Origin of the sequence: Bradyrhizobium manausense (assembly GCF_018131105.1) — a bacterium.
GTDB classification, from domain to species: domain Bacteria; phylum Pseudomonadota; class Alphaproteobacteria; order Rhizobiales; family Xanthobacteraceae; genus Bradyrhizobium; species Bradyrhizobium manausense_B.
Map to the genome: position 1 here is coordinate 220,772 of NZ_JAFCJI010000002.1, position 13,055 is coordinate 233,826.

Sequence of the window (13,055 nt, forward strand, 5' to 3'; positions counted from 1 at the left end):
CGTCACCGCGGTAACGACCGTGCAACCGGCGCCTTGCCGCCCGTTCATTTCGTCAATAAGCTGGTTCCCGACAACTGCTAACAGGCTGATGGCTCTTACGGAAACCTCCCGCCGCGGCGTCGCGGCCGCAGTCTGCGTGCTGGTGCTCATCGCCGGCAGCTGGGCCGTCACGGGTTACGTCCGGCAAGCAGCCGCCGAGACGCCGCCGGACAAATCGAATTCGGGCCGCACCGAGCCTTCCCGCACCGCAGACAGCGACCAGCCGGTCGTCAAGCTGACGGCGAGCCAGCAGGCACAGGTCGGACTCGAAACCGCGGCTCTGGAGGCGGCACCCCATCCCGAGCAATTCCGCGCCTATGGCGCCGTGCTCGACATCTCCCGCATCACGGAGCTCACAAACAACTACGCCAATGCGCAAGCCCAACTCCAGACGGCGCAGGCCAAGCTCGAAGTCGCCAAGAGCGCATACGACCGAACCAAGAATCTCGTCGACTCCGCCGCGCTCCCGAAGAAAGAAGCCGAGACCGCCGAAGGAACGTTGCGGATCGACAAGGCCGCACTGGCCGCGGCGGAATCCCAGCTCAGAACTCTCACCGCAACGGCGCAGCAGGAATGGGGGCCGGTCATCGGCCGGGGAATCGTCGAGCGCTCGCCTGCCGTTGTCAAACTGATCGAACGCGACCAGTTTCTGGTTCAGGTGACGTTGACTCCCGGCGTAAGCGTCACCGGCACTCCGGGAACGGCGCTGGCGCAGGCACCGACGCGGAACGCCAATATCGATCTCCAGTACATCTCCCCGGCAACGCGCACCGACCCTCGGATTCAGGGATTGAGCTATTTTTTCTCTGCGCCCGGCGACAGCGGGCTGCTGCCCGGCATGAACACCACCGTTTACGTGCCGTCGGGCAATACCTATGAGGGCGTGTTCATCGAGGACACCGCGATTGTGCGCTGGCAGGGGCGATCGTGGGTTTACCTGCGCGTGACGCCCGACAGCTTCCGACGGCACCCCATCAGCATGGATCAGCCGGTCTCCGACGACGACTACGTCGTCCGCGACATCCCGTCCGGGTCCGAAATCGTCATGCGCGGGGCGCAGGTTCTGTTGTCCGAGGAGGCCAAGAGCGAGCTTCGGGGCGGCGATGACGATTGATGACATCGGCTCAGGCAGGCCAGGGCCGCAAGCCGCTCTCATCGCATTCGCCATTCGCTTCCGTGGCATCGTGCTTGCGCTTTCGTTCGCGCTGCTTGGCTACGGCCTGTTCGCACTCGGCGACGCCAAATACGGCGTCTTTCCGGAATTCGCGCCGCCTCAGGTGACGATCCAGACCGAAGCTCCCGGTCTCAGCCCTGAACATGTCGAGATCCTGGTCACGCAGCCGGTCGAGACGTCGATCAACGGCCTGGCCGGCGTCGACAGCCTGCGCTCGTCATCCATCCAGGGCCTCTCGGTCGTGACCGTCGTGTTCCAGCCGCACAGCGATATCTACCGCGCGCGGCAATTGGTGACGGAACGCCTCGCGGCCGTCGCCTCGCGATTGCCGCAAGGCGTTCAACCGCCGTCGATGACGCCGTTGACTCCGCTCGCCGGCACGGTGCTGGTCATCGGCCTGACGTCCGGCAAGCGATCGCTGATGGACCTGCGCACCATTGCGGACTGGACCGTGGCGAGACGGCTGCTGGCCGTCCAGGGCGTGGCGCAAGTCTCCATTTACGGCAAAGACGTCCGGTCTCTCCAGGTTCAGGTCCGTCCGGATGATCTGATCCGCTTTCGCGTCGGCCTGAACGACGTATTGGCTGCCGCGCGCAAGGCTACGGGCGTGCGCGGCGCCGGGTTCATCGATACCGCCAATCAGCGCATCACCCTGCAAACCCAGGGTCAGTCGCTGACGCCCGACCAACTTGCGCGCACCGTTCTTCTGCATGAAGGCGGTGCCAGCGTAGTCCTCGGCGACGTCGCCACCGTCGTCACCGCTCCCGAGCCGCCGATCGGGGCCGCCCTCATCGACGGCGTGCCGGGCATCATGCTCATGGTCAGCCAGCAATATGGCGCGAACACACGAGAGGTCACCCTTCGCGCGGAAGCCGCGCTCGAGGAGTTGCGCCCCGGCCTTGAAGCCGACGACGTCAAGCTGCACGCGGACATATTCCGTCCCGCCAACTTCATCGACGCCGCAACGAAGAACGTCCTCAACGCCCTCCTGATCGGCGGGGCGCTCGTGGTCGTCGTGCTTTTTCTGTTTCTGTTCGACTGGCGCACCTCGATCATCAGTTGCACCGCGATCCCCCTGTCGTTGATCGCGGCCGTGCTCGCGCTGCAATGGATGGGCGAGACGCTGAACACGATGACGCTGGGCGGCCTCGCAATCGCGATCGGCGAAGTCGTTGATGACGCCGTCATCGGCGTCGAAAACGTTGTACGCCGGTTGCGCGAAAATCGCCGCGCGACGGTGCCGAGACCCGAGGCTCGCGTCGTGCTCGACGCCTTCCTCGAGGTGCGCACCGCCGTTGCCTATGCGACGTTCGCGGTGCTGCTGGTGTTCTTTCCGGTCTTGACCCTTTCCGGCATTGCGGGCCGCCTGTTCGGCCCCCTGGGCATCGCTTACATCCTCGCCGTGATCGCCTCGCTCGCGGTCGCTCTCACGGTGACGCCGGCTCTCTCCATGCTGCTCCTCGTCGGCAGAACCGGCGGAGAACGTCTGCATGGACCGCCCGCGGTCCGGTGGTCCCGTCGCCATTACCAGGCTTTGCTGCGTCGGATCGGCCGCTTCCCGAAGCTGGTGATGGCAGCCGCCGCGGCCATCACCATCGCCGGGGCAGCGATGCTGCCCTTCTTCGGCGGAACTTTCCTGCCGGATCTGCGCGAAGGCCATCTGATCCTGCACGTCTCGGCGATCCCCGGCACCTCGTTCGACGAATCCCTTCGTATCGGCAAACTGATCACGGATACGCTGCAACACATCCCGGGCATCCGCAGGGTGGCGCAGCATGCAGGGCGCGCCGAGGCTGGTGTCGACACGGTCGGCCCGCACTCCAGCGAGTTCGAGGTCGATCTGGAGCCGCAGCTCTCGGGTCAGGCGCAATCCCAAACCGAAGCACGCATCAGGACCGCCCTGGCCGACTTTCCGGGAATTTCCTTCTCGAGCAAGACCTATTTGACGGAGCGCGTGGAGGAAACCGTCTCCGGATTCAGCGCGGCCGTGGTGATCAACATCTACGGGCCAGATCTCGACCTACTCGACCGCGCCGCGCGCGACGTCGCGCGCGAACTCGACGAAGTCGGAGGTGCGGCCGATGTGCAGCGCCGAACTCCGCCGGGAATGCCGCAGGTCAATGTGACGCTTCGCCCGACCGATCTGCAGCGCTGGGGCCTCGATGCGGTCGAGGTGCTCGAACTGGTACGCACCGCCTATCAGGGCGACATCGTCGGCCAGGGATATGAAGGTAATGCCGTCTTCAATGTCATCGTGATTCTCGATGCGCATGTCCGCGCGCGGCTTACCCAGATCGGCGAGTTGCCGGTACGCACGCCGAGCGGCGCTTATATTCTGCTCAAGCAAATCGCTGACGTCTACGAAACCTCGGGCCGCTATCAAATCCAGCACCAGAACGCGCAGCGGGTTCAGACCGTCACGTCGAATGTCAGCGGACGCGACCTCGAATCCTTCGTGGCCGCGGCCAAACGCAAGCTGGCCCGCGAGGTCACGCTCCCGCCGGGTGCCCGCCTCGAATTTGCCGGCGCAGCCGAGGCCCAGGCCCGGTCTCGCCGCGATCTCATCGTCAACTCCCTGTTGGCCGGAACGGGTATCGTCGTTCTGCTTGCGATGGTCACCGGCCATTGGCGCAATCTGCTGCTGGTCATGATCAATCTGCCTTTTGCCTTCGTCGGCGGTGTGTTCGCATTGGCGCTGACGGGTGGCCTGCTTTCGCTCGGATCGATGGTCGGCTTTGTCACGCTGTTCGGCATCACGCTGCGCAACTCCATCCTCATCATCTCGCACTACGAACATCTCGTCCTGATCGATGGCCGCGTGTGGAACCTCGATACCGCGATCGAAGGCGCGGCTGACCGTCTCGTGCCGATTCTGATGACGTCCCTCGTGACAGGCCTGGGGTTGTTGCCGCTTGCGATCGGCGCGGGAGAGCCGGGACGTGAAATCGAAGGGCCGATGGCGATCGTCATCCTCGGCGGGTTAATGACGTCGATGGCACTTAGTCTGCTGGTCCTGCCGACCCTGGCGCTTCGATACGCGCGGTTCAAGAACCATCCCGAAGGCACGCGGGCGCGCGATGATGCGAAGCTTCAAGCGCAGCGCTGACCGGGCTTCAGCGCAGACGGTGGGCGAAAAGCAAGGGGTGGACTTTGGCGGGGAGAGGACCGTGCCCGGGCCCGATCAGATGTGCTTCTGAATGAACGGCGGGACGGGCCACATCACAAGCCGCGATGCCGATCCCAAACACAGCAACGGCTTCGATGGCGTTGACCATCGAAGCCGCGGCAGGTTCGTCAATCTTACTTGCGCGCAGCGCAGGCGTACATGTTGATTTCCATGCCCACCGGCACTTCCACGATCTTCGGAGCTTTCCAGGCCATTCGGGTCTCCCCAAGTATTGAGCGCGACATCGCGCCGGCGAAAACCTAGGGCTGCGTCAGGCCCAGTGCAAGTCTGGAATCGGACCGCGAACACAGCGAAGTATCGCGAAACACGCGCAAATTTCACTCTCGGGCAAATCGCCTTCGCTCCCAGTCAAGCGCGGCTGATCTCAGCGCAGCAATCGCAGCAATGCCCGGCCTGCACGCGAGTTCAGCTCCTTGGCGTCGAGCGTGCCGTCCTTGTCGGGATTTGCGGCGTTGAAGCGCTGCTCCACCACGGCGAGATATTCGTCGAGCGTCAGCGTGCCGTCGTGATCGGGGTCCGCAGTGGCGAGTTCTTTCGCCGTTAACCGTCCGCGCAATTCGCGCGCGTCGAGCGTGCCGTCATGGTCGGGATCGAGCTTTGCGAACAGCGCGGCGGCGGCCTTCTTCACCTCGGCCAGATCGAGCGTGCCGTCATTGTCGGTGTCGAACATTTTGACGGCGCTGGCGGATGCCGACCAGGCCGGACCGGACAGCACAGCGAACGTGAGCGCAAGCGCAACTGAGCGACGCGATATCATTGTGATCTCCCCGAGCCCCGATTCGATCGGGATCGAACGATATAAAGGCTCAAGGCGGCTACGGTTCAAGTCCGCGATTGCCACCCGCGTCCCGTACAACCGGGGAGCTCGGGCGGCCCGAGACGCTCAACGCTCCGCTGCCCTCTCATGCGGCGGAATTTTTTCAGCGCCTGCACACAAGTCAGAACCGATCGTCGGGTTTCCGTCGGGTGACCGGCGTCAGACGTCCAACATATCGGCAGCGAACTTCGACTTTCGTATTGACGGGTTTTGCATTCGGGCCGAGTGTTGCAATCGCAGCGTCAAAAGACGCGCATATTGGGAGGAACGGATGAAACGCCTTGCGATGGCCGCGAGCCTCGTCATATCCGCATGCTCGGTTGCGAGCGCACAAACGACCGATCAGTTGGTCAAGGGTGCAACCGATACGTCGAACGTTCTCAATTACGGGATGGGCTACAATCTTCAGCGTTTCTCGACGCTGAACCAGATCAACAAAGACACCGTCAAGAATCTCGTCCCGGTCTGGAACTACTCCTTCAACGACGATCGCAGCGAGGAATCGCAGCCACTGGTGTACCAGGGCGTGATCTACGTGACCTCTCACAACGCGACCATGGCGGTCGACGCCAAGACCGGCAAGCAGATCTGGAAATCCAAGATCGAATATCCGGCGGAGACCCCGCGCATCGTCTGTTGCGGCATCATCAACCGCGGTGCCGCACTGTTCGACGGCAAGCTGTTCCGCACCACGCTCGACGCCAACGTGATCGCGATCGACGCCAAGGACGGCAAGGAGTTGTGGCGGCAGAAGGCGGCCGACATCAAGGAAGGCTATTCGATGACGGTGGCCCCGCTGGTCGCCGACGGTGTCGTCATCACCGGCATCTCCGGCGCCGAGTTCGGCACCCGCGGCTTCATCGACGGCTGGGATCCGGCCACGGGCAAGCATCTCTGGCGCACCCACTCGGTCCCCTCGCCGGACGAGCCCGGCGGCGACACCTGGAAGGGCGACACCTGGAAGCTCGGCGGCGGCTCGACCTGGATCACGGGTTCCTATGATCCCGAGTTGAACACCGTCTATTGGGGCATCGGCAACCCTGGCCCGTTCAACGCGGCCGTGCGTCCCGGCGACAACCTCTACACCTGCTCCGTGCTGGCGATGGATCCCAAGACCGGCAAGATCAAGTGGCACTACCAGTTCTCGCCGAACAATCCGTTCGACTATGACTCGGTGGCCGAGATGGTCCTCGCCGACATGAATGTCGAGGGCAAGCCGACCAAGGTGCTGATGGATGCCAACCGCAACGGGTTCTTCTACGTGCTCGACCGCACCAATGGAAAAGTGCTCGCGGCCAATCCCTACGTGAAGGTGAATTGGGCAACCGGCGTCGATCTGAAGACCGGCAAGCCGATCGAGACCGACGTCGTCAAGGACGCGCGCGAGGGCAAGAAGGTCGTGGTCTATCCGTCGATCCTCGGCGGCAAGAACTGGGAGCCGATGTCGTTCAACCCGCAGACCGGCCTCGCCTACGCCAACACGCTCGCCTTCGGCGGCAGGTACAAGTCGGAGCCGGCCACCTTCAAGCAGGGTGAATGGTATCTCGGCATGGACCTGACCGATCCCTGGGAATGGGGTGACGGTCCGCGCGGTCACCTGAAGGCGATCGATCCGATGACCGGCAAGGCGAAGTGGGAGGCGGCAAGCGACATCCCACGCTTCTCCGGCGTGCTGTCGACCGCGGGTGGCGTCGTCTTCACCGGCGCGTTGACCGGCGAGTTCGAGGCCTTCGACGCCGACAGCGGCAAGAAGCTCTGGCAGTTCCAGACCGGCTCCGGCATCGAGGGACAGCCGGTAACCTGGCAGCAGGACGGCGTGCAGTACATCGCCGTCACCTCCGGCTATGGCGGCGTCTATTCGCTGTTCTCCGGCGACGAACGGCTGGCCAAGGTGCCGCCGGGCGGCTCGCTGTGGGTCTTTGCGGTGAAGCAGTAAACGGCAACACACGTTGAGAGACACAGCTCACAAGACGGTGGCGATCCTCGCCACCGTCGCGGTGCTGACGGTCGCGCTTGCGGCGACCGTTCGTGCCGCGGATGATTCAAGCGGCAATCCCGTGCAGGCGCAGATCGACCACGGCAAGTCGACCTATGCCGAAAAATGCTCGCACTGCCACGGCCCCAATTTGATGAACTCCGGCACCATCACGCCGGACCTGCGCGCCTTTCCTGACGACAAGACGCGCTTCGTCACCACCGTGAAGAACGGCAAGAACAACAAGATGCCGCCCTGGGGCGATATCTTGAGTGACGACGACATCGGCAATCTCTGGGCCTTCATCTCGAGCCGGAGGAAGCCATGAAAGGCAGGCTCGCAGCGATCGGTCTCGCCATGATGCTTGCGGCGCCGGCGACGGCCGCGTGGGCAGCTGATCCCCTCGGCATTTGTCTCGACGAGGATCGCCCGCCGCTCTCGGCGCATCACAAGGGCAAGCCGGATGCGGGCTTCGACGTGCTGCTCGCGCAGGCGATCGCGGACCGGATGGGACGGCCGCTCAAAATTCAATGGTTCGAGAGCAAGCTGGACGAGGATTCCAGCCCACAACTCGAGGCCAACGCCCTGCTCTCCGACGGACGCTGCGCGCTGATCGGCGGTTATGCGCTGACGACGGATTCGCTGGTCAAGCCCGGCGTGCCGACGGCGCGCCTGCCGGATTTCGCCGGCGCCACGCGCGACGATCGCCGCCGCCGCGTCGCCCTCGGCGTGCTCGCGCCGACCAGGCCTTACGTCTATTCGCCGATGACGGTCGTGCTCGGACCGAAGGCGCGCGAGCGCAAGATTGCCGACATCGGCGACCTCGCCGGACTTCGCCTCGCGATTGAAAGCGGCTCTCTCGGCGATGCCATCCTGATGACCTTCGACAAGGGACGGCTGATCGACAACATCACCCATCTCGTTCCCGCGCGCGACGATCTCCTGGGCGCGCTCAATCGCGGCGACTATGACGCGACCCTGATCGACCTCGCCCGCTACGACGCCTATCACGCCGCGCATCCCGACATGGCGATCACGGCCTCGGGCTATTATTATCCCATCGGCGCCAATCGCGGCTATGTCGGGCTCGGCAGCGATCCCGCCTTGATCGAAGCCGTCAACAAGGCGCTGTCGGATCTTGCCGCCGAAGGCAAGATCGCCGAATTCGGCAGGCAGGCCGGCCTGACCTATCTGCCGCCGCGGGAGCCGGCGGTCCTCGGTGACGTCTGGACGAAGATCCTTCAGCGGTGATTTCATTGTCATTCCGGGGCGCCCAAGGGGTGAGCCCGGAATCATCCGGCCTTGGGGGCCCCGTGAACGCCTCGACCGCCCCGCCCACTGCCGGCCTCCGCGATCTCCTCTCCCGCGAGATCAAAAGCCGCGAACTGCTGCGCGCGCTGATCGTCGTTGGTCCGTTCATTGCGGCCTATTTCATCTTGCGCGAAGCGGCGCTGCTCAATTTGGGGCTGATCGCCGTGTCGCTCCTGATCCCGGCGCTGCGGCTGCATCTGCCGCCAAAAGTGATCGTGGGGCACTATATTGCGATCCTCCTGACCTTCGCCGCGCTCTTCCTCGCCGCACCGATCAAGCCGCTATTCGTGGTGCTGACAGCGCTCACCGGCTTCCTCGCCGTGGCGGCAACACGCTATGGCGAGCACTTCCGCACGCTCGGCAATTGGGTCTTCATCGCGGCGGTCTATCTCGCCTGCGAGGTCCGCGAGGGCGTGGACGCGTCGGAAGCGCTGCGTCATGCCGGCATCATCATTGTCGCCTCACCGATCGCGCTGGCGCTGGTCTGCGGCATCCAGATTTACGACCAGCGGCGCGGCAAGGCCGCGACCTCGTTCGGACCGCCCGCGACCGAATGGCTGCTGCCCGCGGCCGCCACCGCCATGGCGGTGTTCGCCGCGGCGGCGCTGGTCGAGATCCTCAACCTCGCGCAGGGGCAGTGGGTGATGTGGTCGGCTGCGAGCGTCGTGGTCGGCGATCTCTCCGCCTCCACCGACAAGCTGAAGCAACGCGCCATCGGCGCCTTCGTCGGCGTGCCCCTGGGCTTCCTCGCCGGCCTGGCCCTGACGCAGAACCGCGTCGGATATGCGCTTGCAGTTCTCGCCGCGACGCTGACGCTGATCTCGTTCTCCCGCTATGTCGTCGGCTTCGGCCTGCGCTGTTTCTTCATTGCATTGGCCGCATCCTTTGCCGGCGGCGCCAGCGGCATTGCCGAGGAGCGTGTCGCCAATGTGATGATCGGTGGCGCGTTCGGACTCGTCGCGGTCGCCCTCACCGATATCGTCTGGCAGCGCGTGGTGCGAAAAGCCCCGACATCGGGTTAGGTCAAGGCATCCGATCTGGGGACGCCCGTGGTTCGTGCAGCAGATGGACGCAGTTCGGTGCCAGGGATGCGGGTGATGCGGACGCGGTCTGGAGCGGAATGCCCCCAGCGCCGCGTGGCCGGAGCGCGCCTAATTCTCGTCCGTCGCCACGGCGACCTGCTGCGCCTTGTGGATCGAGGACGGCACCACGCCGAAATATTTCCGGAATACCCGGCTGAAATGCGATGAGCTGGAGAAGCCCCAGGAGAACGCAACGTCGGTGATGGTCTTGCCGGCGTGCGCCTCGAGCTCCTGGCGACAGTTCTGAAGGCGCGCCTGCCAGATGTAGTCGCTCACCGTGGTGCCGCGCTCGGAGAAGAGCATGTGCAGATAGCGCTTGGAGCAGCCGAGCTCGGCCGAGATCTGGTCGATGCACAGATCGGGATCGCGCAGATGCTCACGGATGAAGAATTGGGCACGCACGTACATCGCCTCGGGCCCGACCCGATCGAACATCGTGTCGGCTTCGCGCAGCGGCAGCAGCAGCAGGTCGATCAAGGAATCGGCAACGCCGACCGCACTGTTGGCCGACAGTTTGGCCGCCTCGTCGAACGTGGCATGGACGAAGTCGTGGGCGATCCGCCCTGTCCCCGTCTTCGCCGAGAGCTTGCACGCCGGCATGCGCTGCGACGGGAAGCCGCGATCGCGCAGCAGTGCCTTCGGCACGATCACCACATCATGGCGCGTGAACGCGGGGCTGACGATCAGATGCGGACATGAGACGTCATACGCAATGATGTCGCCCGGGTTCAGCTCGATGTGCCGACCCTCCTGCTCGAAATAGGACACGCCGTAGGTCTGGAAGTGAATCTTGATGTACGGATGTTCATTGGCCTTGGCGCGCGCAAGCGTGTGCGCGATGCGATGCTGGCTCACCTCGATCTGACAGAGCTTCAACCGCGAGACCGTGGTGTAGTCGATGCGCCCTTCAAGCGATGACGCTTCCAGCGGGTCGACATCGAAATGTCCGCACAGACTCGTCAGCCCGTCGATCCAGCTCTGGACCTGTCGCTTCGGCGTCAGTCCTGTCGTCGAGAGCGTATGAATTGTGTCGGACATTAATCCAGCCACTGGTGTTACCCGGAGATTCGACGCGAATCGCGGCCAGCGCCTGCTGGAGCCCTCAGCCATGATTGCGTGACGTTTACCTCAAATTTGGACGGTCTCTTGAAACGAGCGCCATCGCTCCATCGCCATCCTTGAAAGTTAATCCTCCGCCTTAGTTGCAGCGCCGTCAAGGGGAACCTGACCGTTGCGCGCGGCGCCAAGCCGCATGGAAGCCGCTGAATTCGCTACCGCAAAATCAAAAACTTCGCCTCCGTGCGCTGTCGAGCAAAGCCGGTTCACTCTTGGGCAAGTTTCCCGTTGACGAAGTCGTTAGGGATTAAAGCAGGAACAACAAGAACGGGCCGCTCCTGCACGTGGACCCGTAGCTCTCATCAGGAGGAGGAAACACCACAGCATCGTTTCTGGTCCCCAACGTGACCGCCCTGCACGAGCAGACGCCGGACGAGAAGCCCGGTGATTGAGCAATGCTTCGGAAACAATAAACGAGACCAACGGAGGAATGACTATGCGCAAGGTGCTACTGGCGACTTTTCTCGGCTCAGCGGCGGCTCTTGCCGTCGGGACCGCGTCAGCCAATGACGAGCTGATCAAGATGTCGCAGAACCCGAAAGACTGGGTGATGCCGACCGGTGACTACGCCAACAGCCGCTATTCCAAGCTGACCCAGATCAACGCCCAAAATGTCGGCAAGCTCCAGGTTGCCTGGACCTTCTCGACCGGCGTGCTGCGCGGCCATGAAGGCGGCCCGCTGATCATCGGCAACATGATGTACGTCCACACGCCGTTCCCGAACAAGGTCTACGCCATTGACCTTTCGAACGAGAACAAGATCGTCTGGAAGTACGAGCCGAAGCAGGATCCGAACGTCATCCCGGTGATGTGCTGCGATACGGTTAACCGCGGCCTCGCGTTCGGCGACGGCAAGATCTTCCTGCATCAGGCCGACACGACTCTCGTCGCGCTCGACGCCAAGACCGGTCAGGTTGCATGGACCGCGAAGAACGGCGATCCGAGCAAGGGCGAGACCGGCACCTCGGCGCCGATGGTCATCAAGGACAAGGTGCTGATCGGCATCTCCGGTGGCGAGTTCGGCGTTCAGGCTCACATGAGCGCCTACGACATCAAGACCGGCAAGCTGGCCTGGCGCGGCTATTCGGAAGGTCCGGATGACCAGATCCTGGTCGACGACAAGACCACCGCACTCGGCAAGCCGATCGGCAAGGATTCGAGCCTCAAGACCTGGCAGGGCGATCAGTGGAAGATCGGCGGCGGCGCCACCTGGGGCTGGATCTCCTACGATCCCGAGCTGAACCTGATCTATTACGGATCGGGCAACCCCTCGACCTGGAATCCGAAGCAGCGTCCCGGCGACAACAAATGGTCGATGACCATCTGGGCACGTAACCCGGATACCGGCGTCGCCAAGTGGGTCTATCAGATGACGCCCCATGACGAATGGGACTATGACGGCGTCAACGAGATGATCCTCTCGGACCAGTCGATCAACGGCCAGGCCCGCAAGCTGCTGACGCATTTCGATCGTAACGGCCTCGGCTATACGCTCGATCGCGCCACCGGCGAGCTGCTGGTCGCCGAGAAGTACGATCCGAAGGTGAACTGGACCTCCGGCGTCGACATGGACAAGAACTCCGCCACCTATGGCCGTCCGAAGGTGCTCGACGCAGCTTCGACCGACAAGGCCGGCGAAGACCACAACGTGAAGGGCATCTGCCCGGCCGCGCTCGGCACCAAGGACGAGCAGCCGGCGGCCTACTCGCCCGACACGCAGCTGTTCTACGTCCCGACCAACCACGTCTGCATGGACTACGAACCGTTCAAGGTGAGCTACACCGCGGGCCAGCCCTATGTGGGTGCGACGCTCTCGATGTATCCGCCGCAGGGCGATACCAACATGGGTAACTTCATCGCCTGGGACGGCAAGACCGGCAAGATCGTCTGGTCGAACAAGGAGCAGTTCTCGGTCTGGTCGGGTGCGCTCGCAACCGCCGGCGGCGTGGTGTTCTACGGCACGCTCGAAGGCTACCTGAAGGCAGTCGATGCCAAGACCGGCAAGGAGCTCTACAAGTTCAAGACTCCCTCCGGCATCATCGGCAACGTCACGACCTATGAGAACGGCGGCAAGCAATATGTCGCAGTGCTCTCCGGCGTCGGCGGCTGGGCCGGTATCGGTCTGGCAGCAGGTCTGACTGATCCGACCGCCGGTCTCGGCGCGGTCGGCGGCTACGCGGCCCTCAGCAACTACACGGCACTCGGCGGCACGCTGACCGTGTTCTCGCTGCCCAACTAGCCTCCGTTCAGTCTCGCTCCGGCGCGTGGATCAACTCCATCCACGCGCCGGCTCGTCTCCACCTGATGCCTTCGAGGAACACCTCTTGCGTAGAATCTGCTCTGTCATTGCTGCG

The 13,055-nt window shown here is 63.6% G+C and carries 10 protein-coding genes; 7 read left to right on the top strand and 3 right to left on the bottom strand.

The annotated features are described in order from the left end of the window. Positions 1-88 precede the first annotated feature (88 nt). The gene (locus JQ631_RS21345) at positions 89-1,153 is read left to right on the top strand and encodes an efflux RND transporter periplasmic adaptor subunit (RefSeq protein WP_212331484.1); all 1,065 of its coding nucleotides are present in this window, start codon (positions 89-91) and stop codon (positions 1,151-1,153) included. Then, positions 1,143-4,319 (top strand): efflux RND transporter permease subunit, encoded by a 3,177-nt coding sequence (locus tag JQ631_RS21350; RefSeq protein WP_212328906.1) that lies wholly within the window; start codon positions 1,143-1,145, stop codon positions 4,317-4,319. The genes JQ631_RS21345 and JQ631_RS21350 overlap by 11 nt, the downstream gene beginning before the upstream one ends. A 194-nt stretch (positions 4,320-4,513) precedes the next feature. Here JQ631_RS21350 and pqqA read toward each other — a convergent pair whose 3' ends face one another. Then, the gene (gene pqqA / locus JQ631_RS21355) at positions 4,514-4,594 is read right to left on the bottom strand and encodes a pyrroloquinoline quinone precursor peptide PqqA (protein WP_012029362.1); all 81 of its coding nucleotides are present in this window, start codon (positions 4,592-4,594) and stop codon (positions 4,514-4,516) included. A 170-nt stretch (positions 4,595-4,764) separates the two neighbouring features. Then, positions 4,765-5,157, bottom strand: coding sequence for a lanmodulin LanM (gene lanM, locus JQ631_RS21360; protein WP_212328908.1), 393 nt, complete (start codon positions 5,155-5,157; stop codon positions 4,765-4,767). Between the two features lie 331 nt (positions 5,158-5,488). On the opposite strand from lanM, the gene JQ631_RS21365 reads away from it, so the two are divergent. The 4 genes from JQ631_RS21365 to JQ631_RS21380 all read left to right on the top strand — a co-directional run bounded on the left by JQ631_RS21365 (position 5,489) and on the right by JQ631_RS21380 (position 9,525). Next, positions 5,489-7,153, top strand: coding sequence for a methanol/ethanol family PQQ-dependent dehydrogenase (locus tag JQ631_RS21365; protein WP_212328910.1), 1,665 nt, complete (start codon positions 5,489-5,491; stop codon positions 7,151-7,153). A gap of 13 nt (positions 7,154-7,166) precedes the next feature. Further along, a complete protein-coding gene (locus JQ631_RS21370; protein ID WP_212328912.1) occupies positions 7,167-7,520 on the top strand; it encodes a c-type cytochrome in 354 nt (117 codons plus the stop codon). After that, positions 7,517-8,443: a substrate-binding periplasmic protein gene (locus JQ631_RS21375; protein ID WP_212328915.1), complete on the top strand. Its 927-nt coding sequence runs from the start codon at positions 7,517-7,519 to the stop codon at positions 8,441-8,443. Before JQ631_RS21370 ends, JQ631_RS21375 begins: the two co-directional genes overlap by 4 nt. 62 nt (positions 8,444-8,505) lie before the next feature. Next, positions 8,506-9,525 (top strand): FUSC family protein, encoded by a 1,020-nt coding sequence (locus JQ631_RS21380; RefSeq protein WP_212328916.1) that lies wholly within the window; start codon positions 8,506-8,508, stop codon positions 9,523-9,525. Positions 9,526-9,654: 129 nt separating this feature from the next. On the opposite strand, the gene JQ631_RS21385 is transcribed toward JQ631_RS21380, so the two are convergent. Continuing rightward, positions 9,655-10,623, bottom strand: a complete 969-nt coding sequence (locus JQ631_RS21385) for a helix-turn-helix domain-containing protein (RefSeq protein ID WP_212328917.1) — start codon at positions 10,621-10,623, stop codon at positions 9,655-9,657. Positions 10,624-11,137: 514 nt separating this feature from the next. On the opposite strand from JQ631_RS21385, the gene xoxF5 reads away from it, so the two are divergent. After that, positions 11,138-12,940 carry a lanthanide-dependent methanol dehydrogenase XoxF5 gene (xoxF5, locus tag JQ631_RS21390; protein WP_212328918.1) on the top strand — a complete coding sequence of 601 codons (1,803 nt, stop codon included), beginning with the start codon at positions 11,138-11,140 and terminating at the stop codon, positions 12,938-12,940. Positions 12,941-13,055: the final 115 nt, after the last annotated feature.